A 24,411-nucleotide genomic window follows, 5' to 3' on the forward strand; every position below is an offset into this window, starting at 1 on the left:
AGGCGCGGCCAAGCAAAATCCCCGCTCCTGTTGCGGCTGGAAGCGCAACAATGCTCTGCGCGACCTGTTGGCGCGCTTGCCGGGCGCGCTCTTGCGCAGCCTTCTCCCCCATGGCCTATATTTGTGTCCGTGGACACACCGGCACACGGCGCGTCAAAGGCGCTGGCAAGCCGGTCGTCTTGGTACGGGAACGATAGCCGATGCCCAAAATCCTCATACTGTGCGTTGCCGCGCTGTTTGCGGTTCTTGTCCACACGCCAACCCTGTCGGGGCAGTCGATGACCGAACTATCCGGGCTGCACGAGGCCGCGGCCAGCAATGACGTTACCGCCATCCGTGCGCTTCTGTCCGCCGGCACCAAGATCGACGCCCGGGACCGGAAGGGGCGCACCGCGCTGCTGGTCGCCACGCATGGCAACAAGGTCGAGGCCGCCGCCGCGCTGATTGAGGCGGGTGCGAACGTCAACGCCAAGGACGATATCGACGACAGCCCCTACCTTTATGCCGGCGCGCGCGGCCATCTCGAGATCTTGAAAATGACGCTTGCCCATGGCGCCGACCTTGAAAGCACCAACCGTTATGGCGGAACCGCGTTGATCCCGGCGGCCGAGCGCGGCCATGTCGAGACGGTGCGCACGCTGATTATGGCGGGCGTCGAGGTCGACCACGTCAACAATCTCGGATGGACGGCGCTGCTCGAGGCGGTGATCCTCGGCAATGGTGGTCTTAAGCATCAGCGGATCGTCGCGCTTCTGGTGGAGGCGGGCGCCGATGTCGATCTGGCCGACCGCGACGGCGTAACCCCGCTCGCCCATGCCCTTGGCCGTGGGTATGAAGAGATCGCGCAGGTCCTTGTTGAAGCCGGCGCACGCGGAGGAACAAGCCCATGAACGCCGCAAGCCCAACCGGTGACGAACAGCGTTTCCTGCGCGAAGCGATAGAACTCGCTCACGCCAATGTCGAAAAAGGCGGCCGCCCGTTTGGCGCGGTGGTCGTCAAGGACGGTGCGGTCGTTGCCACCGGCGTCAACGAGATCCTGGCCACCAGCGATCCGACCGCGCATGCCGAACTGACCGCATTGCGCGCCGCTTCCCGCCGGCTGGGCTCGCCGGATCTGGGCGGCTGCACAGTCTATGCGAGCGGCCATCCGTGCCCGATGTGCATGGCCGCGATGCGCCTGGCCGGCGTCGAGGCCGTCGTCTACGCCTATTCCAACGACGATGGCGCGCCTTTCGGCCTGTCGACCGCGGCGGTCTATGATGAGCTCGCCAGACCTTTTGCCGAGCAGTCGATGGCGATCAGCCACGTTCCGGTTCGTCTCGAGGCGCGTCCCGATCTTTATGCCGACTGGAAACGGCGGCAGGCCGGGTGACGTCGATGGCGCGCGCGTTGGCCTCGTCCAGGCACTCGGTTTCGATCTGGAGCGTGACGAAGAAGAACCCGTAGCGGCCGGACAACAGCGCGTGCGCCTGCCGCAGCACGCCGGCGGCATCGCCGCCCCAGCCGGGTTCCAGTCGCAGATGGGCCGAAAACACATAGCGCCCGCTGGTCAGCGCCCAGCCGTGGACATGGTGCACATCGGCCACCCCGTCGATCGTGTTGAGCGCGTCGATGACCGTATCGAGCGCGACGTCGGGCGGCGTGCCGTCCATGAGCAGGTGCACTGCGTCGCGCATGATGCCCCAGCTTGCCCAAAGAAGCACGAAGCCGAAGCCGATACCGAGCAGTGGGTCGATGGCGAGGAAACCGGTGAAATGGATCACCAAAGCCGCCACGATGATGATCAGGCTGCCGACGAAGGTCTGGATTATGTGCCAGTAGGCGCCCCGCACGTTCAGGTCCTCGCCCTGCTGGCGGTAGAGCAGGTAGAGCGAGATCACCTCCGTCACGATGCCGCCGGCCGCGATGATCAGCATCGGTGTGGTCGGCAGATCGATCGGCGCGCCGAGCCGCATCGCGCCCATCACGACGACGAGGATCGCCATCGCTAGCAGGAACGCACCGTTGACGAGGGCGCCGACGATCTCGGCGCGATACCAGCCGAAGGTGCGCTTCAGGTCGGCCGGCCGGCGGGCGATCCGTGCCGCAACGATGGCGACGAGCACGCCGCCGACGGCCGAGAAGGTGTGGAAAGCGTCGGAAATGACCGCGATCGAGCCCGTCCACAGGCCGGCGATCAGCTCGGCGATGAAATAGAGCCCCGTCAGCCAGGCCGAGATCGTCAGTGCCCGCCCGCTGGACGGCAGATGGCCGCCATGGCCGGCCGGGTGCGGTGCGTCGTTGGGAGCCATGCTGGCGTCTCCTGATCGTCAGTGTGTGGTCCGGGGCTCGGCCTTGGCACGCCTTTAGCTTGCCGGCACGGGCCGTGGCCGCGGGGCAGGGGCGGTTTGAGGTTCTGCGCCTGCCGGCAGCGGCGCGGCGAAGCGGCGCAGGCGCAACGCATTGCCGAGCACGAACACGCTCGACAGCGCCATGGCGCCGGCCGCCAGCATTGGCGACAGCAACAGGCCCAGAGCCGGATAAAGCACGCCCGCCGCCACCGGAATCAGCGCGGTATTGTAGGCGAACGCCCAGAACAGATTCTGTTTGATATTGCCCAGCGTCGCCTGCGACAGCGCGATGGCGTTGGGCACGCCGCGCAGATTGCCGGCCATCAGCACCACGTCGGCGGCCTCGATCGCCACGTCGGTGCCGGTTCCGATCGCCAGGCCGACATCGGCCTCCGCCAGCGCCGGGGCGTCGTTGATGCCGTCGCCGACGAAGGCGAGCGTGCCGTGCTCGGCCTTCAGTCGGCGGACCGCGTCGACCTTGCCGCCCGGCAGGACCTCGGCGACGACCTCGTCGATGCCGAGTTTGCCGGCGATGGCTTCGGCCGTGCGCCGGTTGTCGCCGGTGATCATCGCCACCTTGAGGCCGAGCTCGTGCAGCGCGGCGATCGCCTCGGGCGTCGTTTGCTTGATCGGGTCGGCGACCGCGATGATGGCGGCCAGCTTGCCGCCGATCGCGGCGTAGAGCGGCGACTTGCCCTCGTCGGCCAACCGTTTCGCAGTCGTGGCGAACCGGCCGGCGTCGTGGCCGAGGCGCGTCATGTAGCGGTCGGCGCCGATCTCAACGCGCGTTTCCGCGACCTCTGCGGCCACACCGAAGCCGGTGACCGACTGGAACCCTGTCGCCTCGGGCAGAGCCAGGCCCTTGGCCTCGGCCGCCTCGACGATGGCGCGCGCGATCGGATGTTCGGAACGGGCTTCCACGGCGGCGATCATGGCCAGCGCCTCGTCGTGCGCAAAACCCTCCGCCAGATCGAAATCGGTCAGCGTCGGCCGGCCCTCCGTCAGCGTCCCGGTCTTGTCGAAGGCGACGATCCTGGTCTGTTTGAGAAGTTGCAGCGCCTCGCCCTTGCGGAACAGAACGCCCATTTCCGCGCCGCGACCGGTGCCGACCATGATCGAGGTCGGCGTCGCCAGACCCATGGCGCACGGGCAGGCGATGATCAGCACCGCGACTGCATTGACCAGGCCGAAGGTCAGCGCCGGTTCGGGTCCGAATATCATCCACACCAGGAAGGTCAGCGCGGCCGCCGCCATCACGGCGGGCACGAACCACAGCGTCACCTTGTCGACCAGCGCCTGAATCGGCAGTTTCGAGCCTTGCGCCTCCTCCACCATGCGAATGATCTGGGCAAGCATGGTATCGGCGCCGACGGCCGTCGCGGTGAAGGCGAGCGCCCCGGTCTGGTTGACGGTGCCGCCGACGACGATTGCACCCTCGGATTTGGCGACCGGCATCGGCTCGCCGGTGATCATCGCCTCGTCGACATAGCTGTCGCCCTCGATCACCGTGCCGTCGACCGGCAGGCGCTCGCCGGGACGCACCTCGACGATGTCGCCCGGCATGACCTCGGACGCGGCGATCTCGGCCGTTGCGCCGCCGCGGCGCACGCGGGCCGTCTTGGCTTGCAGGTTGATCAGGCGCTTGATCGCTTGCGAGGTGCGGCCCTTGGCGCGCGCTTCCAGCCAGCGGCCGAGCAGGATCAGCGTGACGATCACCGCCGCCGCCTCGTAATAGACATTGACCGTACCGTCCGGCAGCAGAACGGGAGCGAAAGTGGCGACCAGCGAATAGAGGAAAGCGGCCGCCGTGCCGACGGCGACCAGTGAATTCATGTCCGGCGCGCCGCGCGCCAGCGCAGGAATGCCATGGGTGTAGAACCGCCGGCCCGGCACGGAAAGCACGAAGGCGGTCAGCGCGAACTGGATCAACCAATTGGTCTGCATGCCGATCGTCGCGGCGATCCAGCCATGCATGCCCGGTACCATCTTGGCGCCCATTTCGAGCACGAAAACCGGCAACGTCGCGAGCGCCGCCAGCGTCAGGCTGCGCCGCAGCTCCGCCTCCTCGGCATCCTTGCGCGCGGCGGTATCCTGGCGGGCCTCGACGCCTGTGTCGACCGGCCGCGCCTGGTAGCCGGCCGCCGCGATCGCCGCGATCAACGCGTCGATGTCTGCCGCGCCCTTCACGCTCGCTTTTTCCGTTGCGAGGTTGACGCTGGCCTCGCTCACGCCGGGCACGGCGGCAAGCGCCTTCTCGACCCGGCCGACGCACGACGCACAGCTCATGCCGGTGATCGCCAGGGTGGTCGAAGCGGACGGCACAGTATAGCCGGCTTTTTCGATTGCCTCGACCAGCGACCGGTGGTCCACCGGGCCCGAAAGCGTCACGTCGGCCCTTTCCGTGGCAAGGTTGACGCTCGCCCCGGCGACGCCGGGCACGGCGGTAAGCGCCTTCTCGACCCGGCCGATGCACGAGGCGCAACTCATGCCCTCGATTGCCAATGTCATTTTGTCATATGTGTCTGGTTTGACTGGAACGTTCATCGGGCTGTCCTGGGAAAATGCTGTTCGGAGGGGAAAGTGGGGGTTCCAGTCTTGGGAAGGTCAAGAGGGTGCGAGACATTTTTCTCGCCCTGCCGGCACCGGCAGGCTGGGCCGCCGGAGAGGGGGGCTAGACGAGGCGGACTGTCTGTTCGACCACCGGCCGATCGTGTCCCGGGTGATACGGCGTCATCAGCCGCTTGGCGCAGGCGTCGCGAAGCGGATCGTGGGCCCCGGTCCGCGAGCGCTCACAGCAGGCCGACAATGGCGGCCACGGCGAAGACGAAGGCAAAGCCGGCGACGATCGGCGGCAGGATGCGCGCGAGGCGGGCGCGTCTTGCGCTTCTGGCTGCGGGTCGCGCCTGGTGTCCGGTTGCGGCCGGCCGGCGATGGCCGGTACCGGTCATCTCGGTGCCGGCGGAGCGGCCTGGCTCCGGTCCGGCGGCACGGTCCAGGTGAGTGAGGGCGTCAGTCGGTGCAAGAACACGTCGAAGCGCCGGGCCCGTCGGGCGCGTCCAGCCGCAGGGCCGCATAGGCGCGTGCCGCCAGGAGGCAAGCCGCCTCCGTCTCGCCGGTCTCGGCCAGGCGTGCCAGGCTGGCCAGCAGGATGTCGCACAGCTGCGCGTTCGGGTCGGGTTCCGGGGTCATCGCCGACGGCCGGTGCCGATCCCGAAATGGGCCTTGGCGCCGTCGCTCATCAAGTCAGTCGACCAGCGCGGCTCATAGGTGAGCGTGACCTCGGCGCGCGTGATTCCCTCGACCGATGCTGCGCGCTCGCGTGCCCCGTCGCTCAGATAGCCGGTCGCCGGACAGCCGGGCGAGGTCGTGGTCATCGTGACCGTGGCGAGCCCGTCAGTGTCGACATCGACATGGTAGATCAGGCCGAGATCGACGATATTGTAGCCGAGTTCCGGGTCGATCACATGCCGCAGCGCCTGGGTGATTTCTTCGACCAGTTTCCCGGTCGCCTCGGAGACGGGCGCGGCGGCGTGCGCCGGTTCCGACAGCACCGGCGCGCCCGACAAAAAATGCTCCATCATGGCGCCCAGCAGGGCGGGCTTGAGGTGCTGCCAGTCGCCGCTTTCCTTGGTGATGGTGATGTAGTCGGGCCCGAGCGCAAGCGCGGCGACGCCGCGCACGTCGAACAGCCGGGCGGCCAGCGGCGAGCGCGTGGCCGCGGCGCGGTCGTCGAACGTCAAGGTTCCGTGCGGCAGAACTTCGCGGCCGGGCAGGAAGGTCATTCGCGCGGGGTCGGATGTGACTTCCGTCTGGATGAACATCGTCGCTGCCTCCTTGTGGCGCGCGCGTCAGGCCTTGTCGCCCGTTTCTCCGACACGCACGGTGATCTTGTAGGTTTCGCCGTCGGGCTCGAAGCCTCCACGCCAGGCATGGCCGCGTTTTTCGAGTTCGGGCAGCAGGAACATAGGCTCGCGGCAAAGCAGCGCCGACAGGACCTCGCCGGGACGCATTTCTTCGATGGCGGCGAGGATGCGAACCATCGGTTCGGGCGGTTCCAATTCGCGATTGTCCATCTCCTGGACGGGAGCAGGCCAGTCGGAGGCGCCAGCGGCTGACGGGGTGGCGGACGCCGGGGTGGCTGCGGGTGCCGTCTCGGCGGGAATGTCCGCCCGGCTGAACAGCACCTCCCAGTCGCCGCCGCCGATTTCCCGTGCTGCGTAACCGAAACCTTGCCGGCCCAGAACCTGGAACAGCGGGATCGGCTTGAAGGTGGCGTACAGGCGTAGCCCCTGGTCGGGCGCCAGCGCGGCGACGGCCTCCATGATCTTTTCGAAAGGCTCGCCGCCATCGCGAAGGATCGGGCGGACGTCGAGATCGAGATAGTCCTGAGTCATCGCAATGTTTCCCTTCTTATGGGCTTGGGTGGGGTACGGACATGAGCAGATGTGGGCGCTGGGCACCGGCGGGCAGCCGGATTTCGGCGGACACGTCTACCAGCCGGCGGGCGCGTATCAGTTCCGCGGCGATGGCCAGCGTTGCCAGGGTCATGGCGCCCGCAGCCAGCCGGAAAGCGAGCACGTGGGCCATCAGCAGCGCCACCGTCGCGCTTGCGACCGCCAGATAATAAAGCAGGAACCAGGTGCGCGCGCGCGCCTCCACGACCAGATCCTGCACGCGCGGGGTCGCCACCCTGCCGAGGGCCGGACCGTAACATTCGAGCCAGGTCAGGAATGCGACGATCTTGTAGAGCTTGGCCAGCCCGAGCCCGGTGAGCCATCCGAAGGCGATCAGGAAAACCAGCGCGCCGACCTGCTCGCTCAACCGGCCGAGGACGATCAGCGTCACCGCCAGCGCGGCCGCGGCCGCGAGCGCGGCGAAGGCGAAGACAGCCATCTGGCTGTTCAGTTCGATGATGCGGCGCTTGCGGGCGCGGTAGAGATGGACGATGTCGGCGCCGTAGAGCACCAGCGCGACGACACCGAGGACCGAGCCGCCGATCAGCGCCGGCGCAAGTGCGGCGTCGAGGCTGAGCGCGGCAACCCCGCCTAGTACGGTGAGCGCCAAGCCGGCGGTGCCGGTCCAGAAAACCGCCCGGGAGCGGGTTCCCTCGAGTTCGGGCGCCAGCATGAACATCGCCAGCAGGCGATAGCTGACACCGATCGCGGCCAGGGTCAGCCAGCCGCCGAGCCCGGCCACGACATGCAGCGGCAGTCCCGCACCGGCGACCGCAAGCAGTGGCCGCGAGCCCAGGCCCGTCGTCAGGGCGAAGCTGAACAACATGCCGAGCGTGACGGTGGTGGCGAGGAAGAAAAGCGCGACCGCAACGAACCGCGCCGGCAGCGGCAGCGGCTGTGCCGGCCACAGCGTGCGAGCGAGATCGTAGAGCGCGAGCGCAAATCCGCCAGCCAGCAACATCGCTGCCACGGGCAGGAGCGGCGGCGCGGGATCGAGCGTTCCGGCAAGCTGGAGAAAGCCGGCAAGCAGCGCGCCGAGGCCCGCCAGAAGCAGCACCAGCGCCGGCAGCGGCAGGGTGTTGCTGTGCAACGGGCGCGCAATCAGCACCGGAACGAACTGGAACAGCGCGCCGCACATCAAAAGGCTGAGCCAGCCGATCGCGACCACATGCACCACGACCAGCGTTTCGGGGGCGCGCAGCGGCGCGGAGGGGAAGCCGTATCCGGCGGTCATCAGCACCTCGCCGGCCAGCAGCGCAGCGAGCGCGGCGGCGAAATAGGACATCGTCCAGCGTGACAGCGTGACACCGAGCATGATCGTTTCCCTGGGCCGTTCCGGCGCCCCGGCGAGGCCGGTCAGGCGGCCTCGGCGTGTTTGCCGATCTCTACGCGCCAGACCTGCGGGCCCTGTTCGACATAATCCCATGAGAACTGGCCGGGATGTTCGGCTTCGAGCTGATAATAGAGCGGCTTGGGATCGTGATCGTTGACGAGCACGAACGACGTCCCCGGCTGCAGCGCGTCGACAAGCTGGAAGATCTTGGCATGCCGGTCGGCCGGCACGAGGCTGCGTACGTCGACGACATCCGCGCTCTGGGCTGTATCGCTCATTGGCGTTCTCCTTGGCTTGAACGGGGTTGGGGCGAGGCGGCCATGCCGGCCACGCAACAAGTGTCGATCTAAAAAGATATATTGTCAATGTATCTTTTATCGATTAAACACGATCCGCCTCACGGCGATGCCGCGCCGTGTCCGGCTTGCCGCAAAACCAGCACGCGGAGAGGTCGATGACGATGGTTTTTGCCGAGATCACACCCGTCGCCCCGGTCCGGCCGCGCACCCGGCAGGCGGTGACCGAGGGCGGGCTGGCCCTGCCGCGCGGCAGGGCGGCCGACGCCGGTAAGCTCGACCCGGCCAGCATGGCGGGCATCGCCACCAGTGCTTTCCGCGCCCACGGGCATATCTGCAACGTGATGACCCATATTTCCGGCGGACACTGGGACCGTGTCGAGGATGCTCTGCGGCTGATCCTGGATCCGCGCGCCGGCCGGTCGGACCTCACACCCTTGGCCGAAAACATCGTCGAGCTGCTTAGCGCCGATGCTGGCGTCACCGGCCGCATCGTGAAACCCTATTTCGCAACGCTGATGGCGCGGCTTCTGCCGGCGGATGCGGCCGCAACCTTATGCGCTCACCTCGCCTGCCTTTCGGTGGAAGCGGGCGCGCGCACCGGCCCGGTCGGGCGCTGCGGCAGATGAGCGGCGCGAAGGACAGGCGGCAACGCATCAGGTCCGCGCTGACGCGGTGTGGCGGGGCGATCATGGCCGGTTTTGCCGCGTGCGGCCCGCGTGCCGTGCGCCGACCGCGGTGTTGCGAATGTCCGCCCGGCCGCTGCGAGCGGCTTCATGTCTTGGCCAATGTCGGCCTGTGGTGCGATCTCGCGCCGCTAATCGCGGCGGCGGACCTCTATTGGACAAAGGATTGAGCCGGAGGCGGCGATGAGGGAAGCGATTGACGGCCGGCTTTTCATGTCGGCGAATGGGATCAAGCAGGCGTTGGGGCCGGATAATCCGGTGCTACGCGTCCGGTACGAGAGCCTGGTCCGCGACGACTACCAGCGCGCGCACCCGAATGATTCCTTCGACGACCTGAAACGGCGCGCGCGGTTTTCCAAGGAGGATCAGGGGCTCTTACGCGACTGGATGAACGTCGCGGCGGCGAGAGCGAAGCAATGCGAACGGGACAGCATTGCCGCGCTCGCGCGTCCGAGGGGCGGATAACGGACCGGCAATGGAGCCGGAGGTCGCTCCGCGTTCCAGGTGTCGCCGCCCGAAGACGCGGCTCCAAAAAACCGCCAATGTCAGAAATTGTCATGCAATTGTCGAATTTCGCCATGGCCCGGCGTGGCCTGTTGGTCTCTTTTGCCGCCGTTTACGGGAAGGAGACAATCGCAATGGTCGTAAACCGCAGAACTATCCTGAAAAATGCAATCGGTGCGACGACACTTCTGTCGGCGCCTTTCCTGATGAAAACCGCCGCCCTCGGCTCCGATCCGATCCGCGTCGGCGTTCTGCTTGATCTGTCCGGCCCGTTGGAAGTGCTGGGGCGGCCCAAGGTCAATTGCGTTCAGCTCGCCGCCGAAACCCTTAACGCCGCCGGCGGCGTTCTCGGGCGTGAGGTCGAGCTCAAAATCTACGACACCCAGTCCGACAACCAGCTTTATGCGCAATATGCCCAGCAATCGGCGCTGCGCGACCGCGTCGCGGTGGTACATGGCGGCATCACCAGCGCCGCGCGCGAGATCGTCCGGCCCATTCTCGGCCGGGCCCAGACGCTCTATTTCTACAACATGATCTACGAGGGCGGCCTATGCGACCGCAACACCTTTGTCACCGGCCCGACGCCCCCGCAGCTCTTGGCCAAGCTCATTCCCTACATGATCGAAAAATTCGGCCCGAAAATCTACACCGTCGCGGCCGACTACAATTTCGGCCATGATTCCGCAGCCTCGGCCGCCAGCATCGCCGCGCAGCATGGCGGCGAGATCGTCGGCGAGGAATTCTTTCCGCTCGATGCCAACGATTTCTCCGCCACCATCGGCCGCATCCAGCAGGCCAAGGCGGACAGCGTCTTCAACATCTTCATCAGCCCGCCGCAGGAAGCGTTTTACGGACAGTGGGCCGCTGCCGGCCTGTCGGGAAAGATCGGGCTTGCCGGTCACGCCTTCGGCGATTCCGGAGAGGTGCGGCGCCTGCCGGCCGATGTCGTCGAGGGCATTACTGTCGCCAAGAACTATCTCGACGAGATCGACACACCGGCCAACGCCGCGTTCCGTGCCAGATACAAGGAACGCTTCCCCGACGAGGCGGTCATCGGCACGCTCGGCCCCACCGACTATCAGGGTATGATGCTGTGGGCTGCCGGCGTCGAAAAGGCCGGTGACACCGCGCGCGAGAAGGTGGTCGAAGCGCTCGAAACGGGAATTTCCATCGACGGGCCGAGCGGCGCCGTGACGGTTGATCCCGCGACCCATCACTGCATTCTCGATGTCTACCTCGCCGAGGTTCAGGACGGACGTTTCGCCATCCAGGAACACTGGGCCGCGCAGCGACCGGTCGAGAACGACGACAGCTGCAACCTGACCGCCGGATAGCGTCGGAACCGGTCAATCGAACCGCGGCATCGGGTCCGTTTACCGACGGCGCCGGCGATGCGATACGAGACCCGGCCGACCGAGCCGATTCCGGTTCGATAAACGATGAGCCGCGGCGCGCGGGAGGGCCTGCCCGCGCGCACTCGCCGGCATGGCGGGCCGTCATGCCGGCCGGACGCCTCATCTGGGAATTCTTTCATGGATATCATTGCACTATCCGGCATCAACATCGTCTATGCGGTCGCCAGCCTGTTTTTGCTGGCGGCGGGATTGTCGATCATTTTCGGAATGATGGGCGTCATTAATTTGGCGCATGGCGAATTCCTGATGCTCGGCGGCTTCGCCTTCGTGCTCTCGGTGAATGCGGGCATCGATTTCTGGATCAGCATGTTCGTCGTCGCACCGCTTGTTGTGATGTTTATCGGCATGGTGATGGAGCGACTGATCGTGCGCCATCTCTACGGGCGCACGGTGGAAACGATCCTGGCGACCTGGGGCGTCAGCCTGTTCTTGATCGGCGTAACGTCGGTGACGCTCGGCTATCAGCAGCTTGGCGTGAGCGCGCCGCTGGGCAGCGTCGAGATCGGCGACTATCGCGTCGGCGGCTACACCTTTTTCATCATCGGGCTGGCAGTCGCTGTCCTCGCATTCCTGTACGCGATCCTGCGCTGGTCGTCCTTCGGCCTCAAGGCGCGCGGCACGATGCAGAACGCCAGCACCGCCGCGACCCTGGGCGTGAATGTCGGTTATGTCTATTCGGCGACCTTCGGCCTGGGCGCCGCCATTTCCGGCCTCGCCGGCGCGGCTTTCGCGCCGATCGCCGGCGTCACGCCGGTCTCCGGGCTGACTTATATCGGCAAGGCCTTCATCACCGTGATCGCCGGCGGGCCGCTGCCCTTGATTGGCACTTCGACGGCATCGTTGTTGCTCGGCTTCATCAATTCTGCGGTCACCGCGATATCGACGCCCGTTCTGGGCGAGATCGCCCTTCTGGCTGCCGCCATCCTGCTGTTGCGCCTTCTTCCGGCCGGCATTACCGGCAGATTTTTCAGAGGTGGCCTGTGAAAACCGAACTGACTAGCCCGGCCTTCATCGCCGCGTTCGTGATCGGGGGCGCGATCGTTTTCGCGGCTCCGTTGTTTCTCGAAACCTACGACCTGTTCAACTTCACCGTCTTCGCCATCATGGCGATGCTGGCGATCAGCCTCAATTTTGTTTGGGGAATCGGCGGCATTCTCAGCCTCGGACAGGCGCTGTTTTTCGGCCTCGGTGGTTATGCCTATGCGATCACGGCGATAAATCTCGGCAGCGGCTGGGGCATTCTGGCGGCGATAGCCGTGCCATGCCTGTTCGCGCTGATCGTGGGGTATGTGGCGTTTTACGGCCGGATCAGTGACGTCTATTTCGGGGTCGTGTCGCTGACGATTTCGTTGATCCTCTACAATTTCGTCAACAGCACCTCCGACGCCTTTTATACGATCGGCACCGCTCGGCTCGGCGGCTATAACGGCATTCCCTCGGTGCCGCCGATCCAGGCGCCCTGGGCGGCCCAGCCGCTCGGCTTCGAGGCCATGTACGTGCTGTGCGCGTTGACGGCGCTGGTGTTCTATCTCGGCGTACGTTTGTTCGTCAGCGCGCCGTTCGGGCGCGTCATCATCGCCGTGCGCGAAAACGACCTGCGCGCCGAGCTGCTCGGCTACGACCCCCGCTACCACAGGCTCGTCGTGTTCGCGATCGGCGCGGCGATGTCGGGCCTGGCCGGAGCGTATTTCGCAGCCTGGGGCGCCTTCATTGGCCCCGACACGTTCTCCGTATCCTTCGCAGCCCAGGCCATCATCTGGGTCCTGTTCGGTGGTCTCGGGACCCTGATCGGACCAGTGGTGGGGGCGTTGTCGGTGTCCTGGTTCACGACCTGGCTCGGCGAGGTGCGGCTGCTCGATCCCAACATCGCGCTCGGCCTGTTGTTCATCATATCGGTGCTGCTGGTTCCCAACGGCATGGTCCCGGCCTTGCGCCGGCTTCTGGAACGGCTGCGGATCGTGAAGGAAAGGGCTGACACATGATTGTCGAAACCAGCGATCTGTGGCGGACATTCGGCGGCGTTGCGGCTGTCGCCGGTGTCAATTTCAAACTCGAACCGGGTGAATTGCGCTGTCTGATCGGCTCCAACGGCGCCGGAAAAAGCACATTCTTCAAATTGCTGACCGGCCAGTTGCGGCCGTCCAAGGGCCACATTTCGATCCTTGGTAGGCAAACGACGACTAGTCAGCCCTTCGAGATTTCGCGCCTCGGCGTCGGCATCAAGACCCAGGTTCCCAACCTGTTCGAGGGCCTCAGCGTGCGCGAAAACCTTCATCTTGCCGCGCGGCGCACCCACGCCGGCAAGGCGACGCGCCTGGCCGCCGAGGCGATGCTGGAGGATATCGAGCTTGCGGACCGGGCCGGCGCGCCCGTGCGGGAGCTATCCCATGGTCAGCGCCAGTGGGTCGAGCTCGGCATGGTGCTGGTGTCGGAGCCGAAGCTGGTCCTGCTGGACGAGCCGGCGGCGGGCATGACCCAGGCCGAGGTCGAGCGCACCGCGATGCTGTTGCAGCGCATGCGCAAGGACCGGGCCTTCATCATCGTCGAGCATGACATGCATTTCGTGCGCAACATCGCCGAGCGCGTCACGGTGTTTCACCGCGGCCGCATTCTGGTCGAGGACACGATGGAAGCGGTGACGAGCAACACCGAGGTGCGCAACGCCTATCTCGGCCAGAAGTTTGGCAAAAGTCATGAATGAGCAATCCCTGTTTACCGCCTCCGAGCTGCGCGCCGGTTACGGAAGGGTTCCGGTTCTGGACGGCGTCACCTTTTCGGCCAGGCAGGCTGAGATCGTCGGACTGCTTGGTCCGAACGGAATGGGCAAGACCACACTTTTGAAGACGCTGATCGGCGTCTTGCCATGCAGCAGCGGATCGATCCTGCTCGACGGCGTCGAATTGCGGACCATGCCGGCGCACGAACGCGCCCGGCTCGGCATCGGCTACGTTCCGCAGGGACGCGAAATCTTCGCCGGTCTGACGGTGCGCGAAAACATCGCCTTCGGCGCGGCTTCTTCAGGACGCGCGCGCCGGGCGGTCATCGAACGGGCGGTCGCGGACTTTCCCGTCCTGGAGCGGCTTCTGGACCGAAAGGGTGGCGCGCTGAGCGGCGGCGAGCAGCAGATCCTGGCCCTCGCCCGCGCGCTCGCCGGCGATCCCCGGGTGCTGTTGCTCGACGAACCGACCGAGGGCGTGGCGCCCGCGATCGTGGAGGACATCGAACGCCAGCTCATCAAGCTGGCGCGCGAACGCAGCCTGGCCGTGGTCGTGGTCGAACAGGACGTCGATTTCCTGGCGACTGTGTCCGACCGGATTCTGCAGATGCAGAAGGGGCGGATCGTACGCGAGGTGCCGGCGGCCGATCTGGCCGAAACCGATATTTTCGCGCCCGTTTCGCAAACCAATTCCTGATAAGTGATGGTGGCATCGATGTTTGAAAATCCCGACATTTCCGCACTTGAGGACGCGGCCGAACGGCTCGGCCTGTCGCCCGGAGCCGGATATCTCGACAAGGTAAGCACGATCGTCGAGCCGCTGTCGGCCGGTTATGCCGATCTCGACCTTCTGCCCGACCTCCTGCCCGCGGTCGCCTACCCGCGCGATGGCGGCGAGCGGCCCGCCGCCGAGGACAATCCGTTCGGCGCCTGGTACGTCAAGACCGACATTGCCGGCGCACCAGACGGCCCGCTGGCCGGTCGGCGCATCGCCATCAAGGACAGCATCTATGTCGCCGGCGTGCCGATGATGCACGGCTCGAGCCTTTTCGAGGGCTTCGTGCCCGACATGGACGCCACCGTCGTCACCCGAATTCTTGACGCCGGCGGCATGATCGCCGGCAAGGCGGTGTGCGAGAACTATTGCGTCTCCGGCGGTAGCCATACCAGCTCGACCGGCCCCGTCATCAACCCGCGCTGTCCCGGCCATTCGGCCGGCGGCTCGTCATCCGGCAGCGCGGCGCTGGTGGCGGCTGGCGACGTCGACATGGCGATCGGCGGCGATCAGGCCGGCTCGATCCGCATCCCTTCTGCCTATTGCGGCACCTACGGCATGAAGCCGACCTTCGGCCTGGTGCCCTATACGGGCATGATGTCGCTGGAGCAGACCATCGACCATACCGGCCCGATCACCGGCAATGTCCGCGACAATGCCCTCTTGCTGCAGGCGATTGCCGGTGACGATGGCCTGGACGCGCGCCAGCGCGCGGTCAAGGTCAAGGACTATGCGCAGGAGATCGGCAGGGACCTTGCCGGCCTGCGTATCGGCGTGGTGCACGAGGGCTTCGGGCACCCGAATTCGCAGGCCGATGTCGATGCGTCCGTGCGCGCGGCCGCCGAGACGCTGGCCGCGCTGGGCGCCGACGTGTCGGAGATCAATGTCCCTATGCACACGCATGCCTTCGGCATCTGGGCGGCGCTCGCGCATGACGGCGGCTACTGGATGATGATGGCAACCAACGGCATGGGGGTTGGCTTGCAGGCCCCCGTGGCGACCGACCTGCCCCGCTTCGGGTCGCAATGGCGCCGCTCGGGCGATGACATGTCCGATCCGCTCAAGATCATGGCCTTGTTCGGCGCCTATTCGACCAAGCGCTATCTGGGCCACTATTACGCCAAGGCCCAGCGCGTGCGCCGGCATCTGCAAGCGGCCTATGACGAGGCGCTGCAAAGCTGCGACCTGCTCGTCATGCCGACCCTTCCCGTCACTGCGACACCGCTGCCGAAAACGCTGTCCGACCCGGTCGAAGTCACCGATAGGTCGTGGGAGATGATCCGCAATACCTGTGCCTTCAACGTGTCCGGGCATCCGGCCATGAGCGTGCCGTGCGGCATGTCGGACGGCCGCCCGATCGGGATGATGCTGGTCGCCGCCCACTGGAACGAACCGACCATCTATCGCGCCGCCGCGGCGTTCGAGGCGGCTGTCGACTGGCAGCGGGGTGCGGTCTGAACCAGGGCGGCACCTCTCGCCGTCAACCGCCCGCAGATAGGCGCGCTCCAGCCTGATTCAGGATCTGGCGTCCACGCAGCCTCGTTTCGGGGCGCAGCAAGGGGGATGATTGCATTAGTCCGTCTCGACCAGACCCCGGCGTTCTGGATCGACTGCAATATCTGCAGGTCGAGCGGATTTCCACGCGTATCAGAAAGTACAATTGGGAGCTGTTCCCGCACCGCCATTCCGACCTGTTTCAGATCGCCATTGTGCATTCCGGAACGGGGCGGGTGAATTTCGACATCGAGAGCCGAACCCTGCGGTCACACACCGCGGTGATTCTGCCGCACGGCGTGATGCACAATTTCGAACTGTCGGCGGACGCTAGCGTCGACCTGATGACCATCGATGCCGACTATTTTCAGTTCAATCTGAAGCAGGTCGTCGATGCTGGGGCGGAGGCCTCGTTTGTTCATCCCGACATCCTCGCTTTCGACCCGCGGGCAGCTGACTGGGCGGCGCTGCAATCGTCTTTCGGCAATGCCGAAACTCACCAGAACGTGGAAAGGTCGCGCACGCGCAACGCGCTTCTCGCCGCCAATCTCGTTGCCATCATCTCGATCCTCTCCGACCAGTTGTCGCATGCGCACGTGCCGGAGGAGAAGGCGGGTCACGTCGGGCTCTATTTGCGCTTCCGCGAGGCGCTCGAGGCGAGCTACGGCAGCCGTCAGAGCATTGCCGACTACGCCGCCAGGCTGTTCGTGACCGAGCAGAGCCTGTACCGGGCCTGCAAGGCCGTCTCGGGCGTTAGCCCCTCCAAGCTGGTGCAGCAGCGGCTGGTCCTGGAAGGTCAGCGATTGCTGCTTTACTCGGATATGACCGTGTCCGAGATCGCCTATGCGCTCGGGTTCACCGAACCTTCCACCTTCAGCCGATTTTTTACCGAGCGAACCGGACAAAGCCCGGTAAAGTTCCGGGCCAAGCGCTTGGGCTGAGCCGGCTTCCGGCAGCGGTACGCGCCAGGACGACAACGGGCGCCGGCGTTGGACTTTCTTATAAGATTCATCTACGATCCATCATATATCCGATGCTGGGGAAATCCGATGTTGTTAGCTGTCGTCCACCGTGCCGCCCGCGTCGGCCTGCAAGGGTTTATCGAGGCGTCGAAAACAAGCCCGGACATTGCCATCTCAACGCGGCGCGTGCGGGTGTCGCTGCGATGCCGCGCCGGAGCCAGGTAGAGCACCATGCGTTTGACGACATTTTCTGACTATGCGCTTCGCGTGCTGATGTATGCGGGCGCCGCCGAGGGCCGCCTGATCACCATTGAGGAGACATCGCGCGTCTACGGCGTCTCGCGGGCGCATCTGATGAAGGTGGTCAACATCCTTACCAAGACCGGATATCTGAAAGGCGTCCGCGGACGCTCCGGCGGCTTCACGCTGGCCAAGCGGCCGGCGGAGATCAATCTGGGGGCGGTGGTGCGGGCGACCGAGCCCGATTTCGCCCTGGTGGAGTGTTTTGCCACCGGCAACCAGTGTGTCATCACGGGGTGTTGCCGCCTGCCCAACGTCCTGAACGAGGCGCTGACCTCTTTCGTCAAGACGCTCGACCGCTACACGCTCGCCGACATCATGCTCGAGGAGCGCGACTTCAGGATGCCGGGCCGTCCGGCCGACGAGACCCGGGGTCCGGACTTCGCGGCTGCGGCCCTGCGCGGCTGACCGGGTGCCTGCCAAATGACGGACGGCTCATCGCCAACCTGCCCGCACGGCCGCATTCCCGCGCCGCCGCTGCTGTTCCGCCGTTTTAACGATCTTTACCGGATGAGGCTTGCCATAAAAGATATATCTAATATATATCTTTTATGCGACAATCCGAACGGAGTTTGGCATGACGTATGTGGTCACCGACAATTGCATCAAGTGCAAGTTCACCGACTGCGTGGAGGTCTGTCCGGTCGACTGCTTCTACGAAGGCGAGAACATGCTCGTCATCCATCCCGACGAATGCATCGATTGCGGCGTGTGCGTGCCCGAATGCCCGGCCGAGGCGATCTTTCCCGACAGCGACCCGGCAGCTGAGCCACAATGGTTGCGGCTGAACCGTGACTATGCCGACCAATGGCCCAATATCACTTGCAAGAAAGAACCGATGCCCGATGCCGATGCGCTCAACGGCCTGCCCGGCAAGCTGGCCGATTTCAGTACCAAGCCCGGCGAGGGGGATTAGGATTCCGCGCCGTCGAGCTGCTCGATGGCGATATCCGCGGCCGGGTCCTGGCGCATCGTCCGGTAGGCATGCCATGTCGCATGGCCGAGAACGGGAAAGACGACGATCAAACCGAGTAGGCCGATCGCAACGCTCAACGTCACCAGCGTGAGCACGATGCCGCCCCATACGACCATCACGGCGAGATTGTTCCACACCAGCGCCATGCTGGTGCCCATCGCCGTCAGCGAATCGGTTCTTTCGTCGAGCAGCATCGGCAGCGAGAACACGCTGATCGCGAACGAGAAGGCGGCAAACAGCCCGCCGACCAGCGTACCCACGATCAAGAGCGCCCAGCCGCTCGGCGTGTGCATCAGCACCGGCAGGATGTCGGCGAAGCCCGAAAACGGCAAAAGCCCGAAAAACAGCGCGTAGAGGATGACAGCCGCGCGCATCCAAAGCAGCATCAACAACATCAGCAGGACGCCGGTGAAGATCACCTGGCCGCCCGAGCGAGGCCTGACCAAGATCATCGCGCTCAACCCCACCGGTTCGCCGCGCTGCAGCCGCCGGCTCTTTTCGTAAAGTCCGAGCGCGATCACCGGCCCGGTAAGCATAAAGCCGGCAAGGGCCGGAAACAGCACATAGTCGAGATCGAGCCGGAACAGCCCGGCCACGATTGCAATCGAGACCAGAAACACCGCCAGCCCGTAGGCGAGGCTGAGGCCTGGACGGTTGCGGAAGTCCGCCCAGCCGGCCGCGAGCCATTTGAACGCCACCGTTACCGGCAGGTTGCGGCTCCAGCCGAAATCGCGGCGCAGCGGCGGTGCTGTCGGGGGGAGAGTAATCATGGACCCTTTGCCTTTCGTATGCCGTTGCCCGTCCGTCAGCAGGCCGACTTCGCCGCACGGTAAGTGCCGGGTGCCGTGCCCGGGGATTTGGCGTGCTCGACGCAGGCCGGCTGCGAACTGACTGCCACATAGACGAGATGGAGGTTGGCCAGCGCCAGTCCCCCTAGCCCGGCCGCGATCGCGACGCCGATAAGAAGGCGCTGACCCGTGCGCCGCGCAGTCGCGAACGCGACAGATCCGTTCGCCGGGCCCGTCATTGTTTCGCTCCGAGGTCGAGCACATAAACGGTCAGCAGCTTTCTCTGCACCGGCGTCAGGCGCGCCTCCCACGCGGGCATTTCGCCCTGCCGGCCGCGATCGACGGAAGCGAAGATCGACGGCCGGTCGCCGCCATAGATCCAGGAGCCGTCGGTCAGGTCCGGCGCGCCGACATCGGTGCTGCCACGTCCGTCCTCGCCATGGCAGGCGGCGCAGTTGTCGGCGAAGATCGTCGCGCCGGCCGCCGCGCCCGTCTTCTCAGCCGGGGCGAGCGGCGCGTCGGACAACGAGCGCACAAAGCTGACCACGTCGGAAATCGCTTGGCGCTCCAAAATGCCGTCACGACCGAAGGCGAGCATCTGCCCGACGCGGCTTTCGGCGTGGTCGGAATTGATCCCGACACGGATCGTCTCGGCGACCGTCTTCGCGTCGCCGCCCCACAGCCACGCACCGTCGACAAGGCTTGGATAGCCCGGTCCGCCGCCGCCGGTGGCGCCGTGGCACACGCCGCAATTGTCGGCGAACAGGGTCCGTCCGCTCTCGCGCGCAAGCCGCATCAACGCCGGGTCGGCGCGGATCGCCTCGACCGGCTTGGCCTCGATCTCCGCCATCCAGTCGGCGCGCCGTGCCGCCGCGACGGCGAGATCGTCGGCCAGGCGCGCGCGCTGGTCGACGCCGAGCAGGCCGCGCGTGTAGGTCGCACCCAGCGGCCAGGCCGGCATCAGCACCCACCACAGGAACGCAAACGCAAACGTGGACAGAAGGAACAGCCAGATTATCTTCGGCACCGGGCGATTGAGTTCGGTGATGCCGTTCCATTCGTGGCCGGTGGTCAGATAGCCCGTATGGGCGTCGCGTTCTTCTACCGCCACGGTCCCTCCTCGTCCTTCAGGACGCTTTTGGCGGCGCGTTCAAACTTCTTGCCGTTGGCGGGCCACAAGGCATAGACGCCGACGGCGATCGACAGCGCGATAAGATAGAACAGGCCGTAGGATTTGGAGATGCCGACCAGCGTATCGTGGCTGATGTCGATCATGGCTTTGCCTCCATTGCCGACGTTTGCGCCGTTGCCGCGTCGGTCAGCTTGCCGAGTATCTGCAGATAGGCAACCAGCGCGTCCATTTCGGTGAGACGACCTGGGTCGCCGTCGAAGGCGCGGATAGTGGTTGCCTCGCCGTAGCGCTCGCCCACGCCCGTGGTGCCGGCACCGTCGGGATTGGCCTGGTTGACGGCGTCGGCCGCCGCGCTGTCGATCATGGCGTCGGTGTAGGGCACGCCGACCCGCCGCAGCGCGCGGAGTTGGTTGCCGAGATCGTCGGTCCTAAGCTCCGTGTCGAGCAGCCACGTATAGGCCGGCATCACCGATTCGGGCACGACCGCGCGCGGATCGTCGAGATGCGCGACATGCCATTGGTCGGAATATTTGCCGCCGACGCGCGCCAGATCCGGGCCGGTGCGTTTCGAGCCCCAGAGCATCGGGTGGTCGTATTGGGACTCGGCGGCCAGCGAGTAGGGGCCGTAGCGGTCGACCTCGTCCTGCAGTGTCCGGATCATCTGCGAATGGCAGGCATAGCAGCCCTCGCGGATATAGACGTTGCGCCCGGCCAGTTCGAGCGGGGTGTAGACGCGCATGTCGGGCGCCGCTTCGACCGTTTCGTCGATGGTGAACAGCGGGGCGATCTCGACCAGCCCGCCGATGCTCGCCACCGCGATGATCGCGAGCGCGAAGCCGATGCTGTTGCGCTCAAGCTTGTAGTGGGTTTTGAACATGGGCCTACTCCGCCGGTTCCGCCGCCGGGGCGCCGGCGACGGGCCGGTCTCCGGTAGGTTCGCGCGCGGCGCTGGCGGTCGACCGGATCGTCATCCAGATATTGTAGCAGCCGGCGACCGCCCCGATCAGGAACAGCAGCCCGCCGAAGGCCCGCGCGACATAATAGGGATGCATGGCCACCAGCGAATCGACGAAGGAATAGGCGAGCGTCCCGCTCTCATTGTAGGTGCGCCACATCAGGCCCTGGATAATGCCCGAATTCCACATCGCGAAGACGTAGATGACGGTTCCGGCGAGCGCGAGCCAGAAATGGAGCTCGACCAGCGCGGGCGAATACATGCGTTCACGTTTCCACAGCATCGGTACCAGCGAATAGATCGCGCCGAAGGTGATCAGCGCCACCCAGCCGAGCGCGCCGGCATGGACGTGGCCGACGGTCCAGTCGGTGTAGTGCGACAGCGCGTTGACCGGGCGGATCGCCATGAACGAGCCCTCGAAGGTCGACAGGCCGTAAAACACCGCCGCCACCATCATGAAGCGCAGCGTGGCGTCGTCGCGCACCTTGTGCCAGGCGCCGTTGAGGGTCAAAAGCGCGTTGCCGGCCGACGACCAGGACGGCACAAGCAGCATGACGGAAAAGGTCATGCCCAGTGTCTGCACCCAGTGGGGTAGGGCGGTGTAATGCAGGTGGTGGGACCCTGCCCACATGTAGAAGAAGGTGATGCCCCAGAAACTGATGATCGACAGCCGGTAGGAAAAGATCGGCCGTCCGGCCCGCGTCGGCAGGTAATAATACATCATCCCCAGGAAACCGGCGGTCAGAAAGAAGGCGACGGCGTTGTGGCCGTACCACCATTGCGTCATTGCGTCCTGGACGCCGGAAAAGACCGGAAAACTCTTGGCGCCGCCGAGCGAGGCCGGGATCGCAAGATTGTTGACGATGTGCAGCACCGCCACGACCAGGATGAAGGCCAGATAATACCAGTTGGCGACATAGATGTGCGGCTCCTGCCGCCGCGCCAGCGTGCGCAGGTAGAGCACCAGATAGGTCACCCACACGATCACCAGCCAGATGTCGGCATACCATTCCGGCTCGGCATATTCCTTCGACTGGGTGATGCCGATCAGATAGCCGCTGACCGCCAGAAGGCAGAACAGATTGTAGCCGACGAGCACGAACCAGGGCGAAAGCTGGCCGGGCATGCGCGCGCGCGACGTGCGCTGCATGACGTGGAAGGAGGTGGCGATCAGCGCGTTGCCGCCGAAGCCGAAGATTACCCCGGTGGTGTGAACGGGCCGCAGCCGTCCGAAACTCGCCCAGGCCTGGTCGAAAGTGAACTCGGGATAGGCAAGCAGCGTGGCCACCCACACGCCGACGAACATGCCGACCACCGCCCAGGCCATGGCGATCAGAAGTCCCGCCTTGATCGGCTCGTCGTAATAGCGCGAAAGCCGCTCGGAATCGGGCTCGGGGCTGTAATAGCCGCGCGCGACCACGGTCGCGCAGCCGAGCCCGTAGACGAGGATCAGGAAGCCATGCACGCCGAGCGGATCGTGCCGTCCGGCCGCCGCCAGCGCCAGGCCGGTGAGTGCGACCAGCGCCGAAAGCAGGAGCGCGACCTGGCGCTCGGTTGTGGTCAATGTCGAAACCATGCCGTTCTTTTCGCTCGCGCTTGCCAGTCCGGGACCAGGCTCTGGTCGAAACGATGCCGCCGGCGCCGTCTCGTTCGCAGTTCAATAATATGCATTTCTCGCATATCTTAAAGGCGAGGACGATGAAAGGGTTCGTTTTGTCGCTGCCTTCCTGCCGGCGCGCCGGCAATTCCAAGTCGAGGCACGCGCTCGGCTTCGAGTGCCGGCCGCAGGCGCGGATCGCCTTGTTGGAGCAGATGGGCCCGGCCTTGAGCCCGCCTCAGTCGATGCCGCGCAGGAAGGTGAGGCTGCGCGCGAACGCCCGTTGAGCGGCGGGCGCGTCATGCGTGGGGCGGCGCCAATTGTTGAAACCGTGCCCGGCGCCCTCGTAGCAAAATAGCTCGGCGCCGGCCGGCAATTGCCGGCCGAGCGCGACGACCGCCTCCGGCGGCGTTGCCGGATCGTCGGCACCGAAATGCAGCAACACCGGGCATTTGACGCCGCCGGCGATGCCGAGCTTCTCGATCCCGACACCGTAATAGCCGACCGCGCCGTCGAAGCCGGGCCGGGTCGCCGTCGCCACGGCGAGCTTGCCGCCGAGGCAATAACCGACCGTGAAGACGCGCCTTGCGCCGTGTGCGCGCAAATAGTCCGCGCAGGCGAGCGCGTCGTCGATCGCCGCCTCCAGATCGAATGCGGCCCGCATGGCGCGCGCCCGGTCGAGATCGGCGCCGTCGTAGCCGAGCTGCAGGCCCGGCGCGCTGCGCCAGAACAGGTCGGGCACGATGACGACGAAACCCGCGTCGGCCCACTGGTCGGCGAGTTCGCGGATATGCAGGTTGGTGCCGAAAATTTCCTGCAGCAGCACGATGCCGGCGTTCACCTCGCCCTCAGGCCGGCTGAGATAGCACCCGAAGCTGCCGTGTGGAGCCTCGAGCGCGATGTCGGTGCCGCGCGGCGGTTTCATCGTGGCGGTCTCCTCTCGTCGGTTGTCCGGCGCCTGCGGGCGCTGCTCAGTCGGTCTCCGTCTTACGCGGCGTCAGGCCTTCAAGATAGGCCGCGACCTCGTCGACCGGGATGACGTCGGCATATTTGCAGTTGAGGTCGAACAGGCTCATCGCGTGACTTGCCTCGAACCGGTCGAAGGCGGTTTCTTCCGGGATGATCGTCTTGAAGTTGAACGAATAGGCGTCGACGGCGGTCGCGCGCAGGCAGCCTGACGAGGTGCAACCGGTCAAGATCAGCGTGTCGACGTCGAGAAAGTTCAGATGGCTCATGAACATCGTGCCGAAAAAGGCCGAGGGCTTGCGCTTGCCGATCAGGATGTCCTGCGGACGCGGTGCCAGCGGCGCCACGGTCTGAGTGGCGTGCGTGCCTTCCATCGAGGTCTTTTCCGTGCCGCGATGGTTCTTGCCGACCTGGACGCCGCTGTCGACCATGTCCGGGCGCCGCTCCGACTGCGTATAGAAGATCGGGATGTTCTTGGCGCGCGCCAGATGCATCAGCCGCTCGGTATGCGGCACGGTCTTCCAGCCGGCCTCGCCGCAATGGGTGCGGTATTTCTTCACGCCATCGGCGTGGCTCTCGCCCGGCGTGTCGCCGCAGAAATTATATTGCACGTCGATGATGAACAGCGCCGGCCGCTTGCCGAAGCCGCCGCGTTTGCCGTAGCCGGCGAGCTGGTAGATTGTCTTGTCGTGCTCGGTCAGAAACCGATCCCAGATACGTTCTGCCATGGTG

Annotated in this window: 29 protein-coding genes; 13 read left to right on the forward strand and 16 right to left on the reverse strand. The window is 65.6% G+C overall.

Annotated features, from left to right (window positions below; all coding sequences use genetic code 11):
- The first annotated feature begins 278 nt into the window (after positions 1-278).
- Both GN330_RS15640 and GN330_RS15645 read left to right on the forward strand, forming a co-directional pair.
- A complete protein-coding gene (locus GN330_RS15640) occupies positions 279-890 on the forward strand; it encodes an ankyrin repeat domain-containing protein (RefSeq protein ID WP_246188721.1) in 612 nt (203 codons plus the stop codon).
- Positions 887-1,372 carry a nucleoside deaminase gene (locus GN330_RS15645; protein WP_156713590.1) on the forward strand — a complete coding sequence of 162 codons (486 nt, stop codon included), beginning with the start codon at positions 887-889 and terminating at the stop codon, positions 1,370-1,372. Before GN330_RS15640 ends, GN330_RS15645 begins: the two co-directional genes overlap by 4 nt.
- On the opposite strand, the gene GN330_RS15650 is transcribed toward GN330_RS15645, so the two are convergent.
- The 8 genes from GN330_RS15650 to GN330_RS15685 all read right to left on the reverse strand — a co-directional run bounded on the left by GN330_RS15650 (position 1,299) and on the right by GN330_RS15685 (position 8,395).
- Positions 1,299-2,291: a cation diffusion facilitator family transporter gene (locus GN330_RS15650; protein WP_156713591.1), complete on the reverse strand. Its 993-nt coding sequence runs from the start codon at positions 2,289-2,291 to the stop codon at positions 1,299-1,301. The two genes, GN330_RS15645 and GN330_RS15650, sit on opposite strands and share 74 nt — an antisense overlap.
- Before the next feature lie 54 nt (positions 2,292-2,345).
- A complete protein-coding gene (locus tag GN330_RS15655; RefSeq protein ID WP_156713592.1) occupies positions 2,346-4,874 on the reverse strand; it encodes a heavy metal translocating P-type ATPase in 2,529 nt (842 codons plus the stop codon).
- 245 nt (positions 4,875-5,119) lie between these two features.
- On the reverse strand, positions 5,120-5,278 hold the full coding sequence (locus tag GN330_RS15660) for a hypothetical protein (protein WP_156713593.1): 159 nt from the start codon (positions 5,276-5,278) through the stop codon (positions 5,120-5,122).
- Between the two features lie 61 nt (positions 5,279-5,339).
- On the reverse strand, positions 5,340-5,519 hold the full coding sequence (locus GN330_RS15665) for a hypothetical protein (RefSeq protein WP_246188695.1): 180 nt from the start codon (positions 5,517-5,519) through the stop codon (positions 5,340-5,342).
- Positions 5,516-6,151: a NifU N-terminal domain-containing protein gene (locus tag GN330_RS15670; RefSeq protein ID WP_156713594.1), complete on the reverse strand. Its 636-nt coding sequence runs from the start codon at positions 6,149-6,151 to the stop codon at positions 5,516-5,518. Before GN330_RS15670 ends, GN330_RS15665 begins: the two co-directional genes overlap by 4 nt.
- A 27-nt stretch (positions 6,152-6,178) precedes the next feature.
- Positions 6,179-6,724, reverse strand: a complete 546-nt coding sequence (locus GN330_RS15675) for a DUF2249 domain-containing protein (RefSeq protein ID WP_156713595.1) — start codon at positions 6,722-6,724, stop codon at positions 6,179-6,181.
- A gap of 16 nt (positions 6,725-6,740) precedes the next feature.
- The gene (locus GN330_RS15680; RefSeq protein ID WP_156713596.1) at positions 6,741-8,099 is read right to left on the reverse strand and encodes a hypothetical protein; all 1,359 of its coding nucleotides are present in this window, start codon (positions 8,097-8,099) and stop codon (positions 6,741-6,743) included.
- 41 nt (positions 8,100-8,140) lie between these two features.
- A complete protein-coding gene (locus GN330_RS15685) occupies positions 8,141-8,395 on the reverse strand; it encodes a DUF2249 domain-containing protein (RefSeq protein ID WP_156713597.1) in 255 nt (84 codons plus the stop codon).
- Between the two features lie 176 nt (positions 8,396-8,571).
- On the opposite strand from GN330_RS15685, the gene GN330_RS15690 reads away from it, so the two are divergent.
- The 11 genes from GN330_RS15690 (at position 8,572) to fdxA (ending at position 18,181) form a co-directional block, all read left to right on the forward strand.
- On the forward strand, positions 8,572-9,042 hold the full coding sequence (locus GN330_RS15690) for a hypothetical protein (protein WP_156713598.1): 471 nt from the start codon (positions 8,572-8,574) through the stop codon (positions 9,040-9,042).
- Positions 9,043-9,282: 240 nt separating this feature from the next.
- On the forward strand, positions 9,283-9,564 hold the full coding sequence (locus GN330_RS15695) for a hypothetical protein (protein ID WP_246188696.1): 282 nt from the start codon (positions 9,283-9,285) through the stop codon (positions 9,562-9,564).
- Positions 9,565-9,809: 245 nt separating this feature from the next.
- Complete coding sequence (locus GN330_RS15700) at positions 9,810-10,937, forward strand: ABC transporter substrate-binding protein (RefSeq protein WP_156713599.1); 1,128 nt, start codon at positions 9,810-9,812, stop codon at positions 10,935-10,937.
- A gap of 198 nt (positions 10,938-11,135) precedes the next feature.
- Positions 11,136-12,002, forward strand: coding sequence for a branched-chain amino acid ABC transporter permease (locus tag GN330_RS15705; RefSeq protein WP_156713600.1), 867 nt, complete (start codon positions 11,136-11,138; stop codon positions 12,000-12,002).
- Entirely contained in the window at positions 11,999-13,000 is a 1,002-nt protein-coding gene (locus GN330_RS15710) for an ABC transporter permease subunit (RefSeq protein ID WP_156713601.1), read from the forward strand. Before GN330_RS15705 ends, GN330_RS15710 begins: the two co-directional genes overlap by 4 nt.
- Complete coding sequence (locus GN330_RS15715; protein ID WP_156713602.1) at positions 12,997-13,719, forward strand: ABC transporter ATP-binding protein; 723 nt, start codon at positions 12,997-12,999, stop codon at positions 13,717-13,719. Before GN330_RS15710 ends, GN330_RS15715 begins: the two co-directional genes overlap by 4 nt.
- Complete coding sequence (locus GN330_RS15720) at positions 13,712-14,431, forward strand: ATP-binding cassette domain-containing protein (RefSeq protein WP_156713603.1); 720 nt, start codon at positions 13,712-13,714, stop codon at positions 14,429-14,431. Before GN330_RS15715 ends, GN330_RS15720 begins: the two co-directional genes overlap by 8 nt.
- An 18-nt stretch (positions 14,432-14,449) precedes the next feature.
- Positions 14,450-15,967, forward strand: coding sequence for an amidase (locus GN330_RS15725; protein WP_156713604.1), 1,518 nt, complete (start codon positions 14,450-14,452; stop codon positions 15,965-15,967).
- A 188-nt stretch (positions 15,968-16,155) separates the two neighbouring features.
- Complete coding sequence (locus GN330_RS15730) at positions 16,156-16,944, forward strand: helix-turn-helix domain-containing protein (protein WP_343040783.1); 789 nt, start codon at positions 16,156-16,158, stop codon at positions 16,942-16,944.
- A 252-nt stretch (positions 16,945-17,196) separates the two neighbouring features.
- On the forward strand, positions 17,197-17,673 hold the full coding sequence (locus GN330_RS15735) for an RrF2 family transcriptional regulator (protein WP_156713606.1): 477 nt from the start codon (positions 17,197-17,199) through the stop codon (positions 17,671-17,673).
- 169 nt (positions 17,674-17,842) lie between these two features.
- Positions 17,843-18,181 carry a ferredoxin FdxA gene (fdxA, locus tag GN330_RS15740; RefSeq protein ID WP_156713607.1) on the forward strand — a complete coding sequence of 113 codons (339 nt, stop codon included), beginning with the start codon at positions 17,843-17,845 and terminating at the stop codon, positions 18,179-18,181.
- On the opposite strand, the gene GN330_RS15745 is transcribed toward fdxA, so the two are convergent.
- The 8 genes from GN330_RS15745 to GN330_RS15780 form a co-directional block, all read right to left on the reverse strand.
- Entirely contained in the window at positions 18,178-19,011 is an 834-nt protein-coding gene (locus GN330_RS15745; protein WP_156713608.1) for a DUF2189 domain-containing protein, read from the reverse strand. The two genes, fdxA and GN330_RS15745, sit on opposite strands and share 4 nt — an antisense overlap.
- Before the next feature lie 35 nt (positions 19,012-19,046).
- Positions 19,047-19,268 (reverse strand): hypothetical protein, encoded by a 222-nt coding sequence (locus GN330_RS15750; protein WP_156713609.1) that lies wholly within the window; start codon positions 19,266-19,268, stop codon positions 19,047-19,049.
- Positions 19,265-20,140 carry a cytochrome-c oxidase, cbb3-type subunit III gene (gene ccoP, locus GN330_RS15755; protein WP_343040735.1) on the reverse strand — a complete coding sequence of 292 codons (876 nt, stop codon included), beginning with the start codon at positions 20,138-20,140 and terminating at the stop codon, positions 19,265-19,267. The genes GN330_RS15750 and ccoP overlap by 4 nt, the downstream gene beginning before the upstream one ends.
- Complete coding sequence (locus GN330_RS15760; RefSeq protein ID WP_156713610.1) at positions 20,131-20,304, reverse strand: cbb3-type cytochrome c oxidase subunit 3; 174 nt, start codon at positions 20,302-20,304, stop codon at positions 20,131-20,133. The genes ccoP and GN330_RS15760 overlap by 10 nt, the downstream gene beginning before the upstream one ends.
- The gene (ccoO, locus tag GN330_RS15765; RefSeq protein WP_156713611.1) at positions 20,301-21,038 is read right to left on the reverse strand and encodes a cytochrome-c oxidase, cbb3-type subunit II; all 738 of its coding nucleotides are present in this window, start codon (positions 21,036-21,038) and stop codon (positions 20,301-20,303) included. The genes GN330_RS15760 and ccoO overlap by 4 nt, the downstream gene beginning before the upstream one ends.
- A 4-nt stretch (positions 21,039-21,042) precedes the next feature.
- The gene (gene ccoN / locus GN330_RS15770; RefSeq protein ID WP_156713612.1) at positions 21,043-22,692 is read right to left on the reverse strand and encodes a cytochrome-c oxidase, cbb3-type subunit I; all 1,650 of its coding nucleotides are present in this window, start codon (positions 22,690-22,692) and stop codon (positions 21,043-21,045) included.
- A 259-nt stretch (positions 22,693-22,951) separates the two neighbouring features.
- Positions 22,952-23,638, reverse strand: coding sequence for a dienelactone hydrolase family protein (locus GN330_RS15775; protein ID WP_156713613.1), 687 nt, complete (start codon positions 23,636-23,638; stop codon positions 22,952-22,954).
- A 46-nt stretch (positions 23,639-23,684) separates the two neighbouring features.
- The gene (locus GN330_RS15780; protein ID WP_156713614.1) at positions 23,685-24,407 is read right to left on the reverse strand and encodes an isochorismatase family protein; all 723 of its coding nucleotides are present in this window, start codon (positions 24,405-24,407) and stop codon (positions 23,685-23,687) included.
- Positions 24,408-24,411: the final 4 nt, after the last annotated feature.

It is taken from the genome of Nitratireductor arenosus (assembly GCF_009742725.1).
GTDB classification, from domain to species: domain Bacteria; phylum Pseudomonadota; class Alphaproteobacteria; order Rhizobiales; family Rhizobiaceae; genus Mangrovimarina; species Mangrovimarina arenosa.

Excerpts from the sequence above, each read along its gene's own strand:
- GN330_RS15640 (WP_246188721.1), top strand. The coding sequence starts at position 279 with ATGACCGAACTATCCGGGCTGCACGAGGCCGCGGCCAGCAATGACGTT.
- GN330_RS15645 (WP_156713590.1), top strand. The coding sequence starts at position 887 with ATGAACGCCGCAAGCCCAACCGGTGACGAACAGCGTTTCCTGCGCGAA.
- GN330_RS15650 (WP_156713591.1), bottom strand. The coding sequence starts at position 2,291 with ATGGCTCCCAACGACGCACCGCACCCGGCCGGCCATGGCGGCCATCTG.
- GN330_RS15655 (WP_156713592.1), bottom strand. The coding sequence starts at position 4,874 with ATGAACGTTCCAGTCAAACCAGACACATATGACAAAATGACATTGGCA.
- GN330_RS15660 (WP_156713593.1), bottom strand. The coding sequence starts at position 5,278 with ATGACCGGTACCGGCCATCGCCGGCCGGCCGCAACCGGACACCAGGCG.
- GN330_RS15665 (WP_246188695.1), bottom strand. The coding sequence starts at position 5,519 with ATGACCCCGGAACCCGACCCGAACGCGCAGCTGTGCGACATCCTGCTG.
- GN330_RS15670 (WP_156713594.1), bottom strand. The coding sequence starts at position 6,151 with ATGTTCATCCAGACGGAAGTCACATCCGACCCCGCGCGAATGACCTTC.
- GN330_RS15675 (WP_156713595.1), bottom strand. The coding sequence starts at position 6,724 with ATGACTCAGGACTATCTCGATCTCGACGTCCGCCCGATCCTTCGCGAT.
- GN330_RS15680 (WP_156713596.1), bottom strand. The coding sequence starts at position 8,099 with ATGCTCGGTGTCACGCTGTCACGCTGGACGATGTCCTATTTCGCCGCC.
- GN330_RS15685 (WP_156713597.1), bottom strand. The coding sequence starts at position 8,395 with ATGAGCGATACAGCCCAGAGCGCGGATGTCGTCGACGTACGCAGCCTC.
- GN330_RS15690 (WP_156713598.1), top strand. The coding sequence starts at position 8,572 with ATGACGATGGTTTTTGCCGAGATCACACCCGTCGCCCCGGTCCGGCCG.
- GN330_RS15695 (WP_246188696.1), top strand. The coding sequence starts at position 9,283 with ATGAGGGAAGCGATTGACGGCCGGCTTTTCATGTCGGCGAATGGGATC.
- GN330_RS15700 (WP_156713599.1), top strand. The coding sequence starts at position 9,810 with ATGAAAACCGCCGCCCTCGGCTCCGATCCGATCCGCGTCGGCGTTCTG.
- GN330_RS15705 (WP_156713600.1), top strand. The coding sequence starts at position 11,136 with ATGGATATCATTGCACTATCCGGCATCAACATCGTCTATGCGGTCGCC.
- GN330_RS15715 (WP_156713602.1), top strand. The coding sequence starts at position 12,997 with ATGATTGTCGAAACCAGCGATCTGTGGCGGACATTCGGCGGCGTTGCG.
- GN330_RS15720 (WP_156713603.1), top strand. The coding sequence starts at position 13,712 with ATGAATGAGCAATCCCTGTTTACCGCCTCCGAGCTGCGCGCCGGTTAC.
- GN330_RS15725 (WP_156713604.1), top strand. The coding sequence starts at position 14,450 with ATGTTTGAAAATCCCGACATTTCCGCACTTGAGGACGCGGCCGAACGG.
- GN330_RS15735 (WP_156713606.1), top strand. The coding sequence starts at position 17,197 with ATGCGTTTGACGACATTTTCTGACTATGCGCTTCGCGTGCTGATGTAT.
- fdxA (WP_156713607.1), top strand. The coding sequence starts at position 17,843 with ATGACGTATGTGGTCACCGACAATTGCATCAAGTGCAAGTTCACCGAC.
- GN330_RS15745 (WP_156713608.1), bottom strand. The coding sequence starts at position 19,011 with ATGATTACTCTCCCCCCGACAGCACCGCCGCTGCGCCGCGATTTCGGC.
- GN330_RS15750 (WP_156713609.1), bottom strand. The coding sequence starts at position 19,268 with ATGACGGGCCCGGCGAACGGATCTGTCGCGTTCGCGACTGCGCGGCGC.
- GN330_RS15760 (WP_156713610.1), bottom strand. The coding sequence starts at position 20,304 with ATGATCGACATCAGCCACGATACGCTGGTCGGCATCTCCAAATCCTAC.
- ccoO (WP_156713611.1), bottom strand. The coding sequence starts at position 21,038 with ATGTTCAAAACCCACTACAAGCTTGAGCGCAACAGCATCGGCTTCGCG.
- ccoN (WP_156713612.1), bottom strand. The coding sequence starts at position 22,692 with ATGGTTTCGACATTGACCACAACCGAGCGCCAGGTCGCGCTCCTGCTT.
- GN330_RS15775 (WP_156713613.1), bottom strand. The coding sequence starts at position 23,638 with ATGAAACCGCCGCGCGGCACCGACATCGCGCTCGAGGCTCCACACGGC.
- GN330_RS15780 (WP_156713614.1), bottom strand. The coding sequence starts at position 24,407 with ATGGCAGAACGTATCTGGGATCGGTTTCTGACCGAGCACGACAAGACA.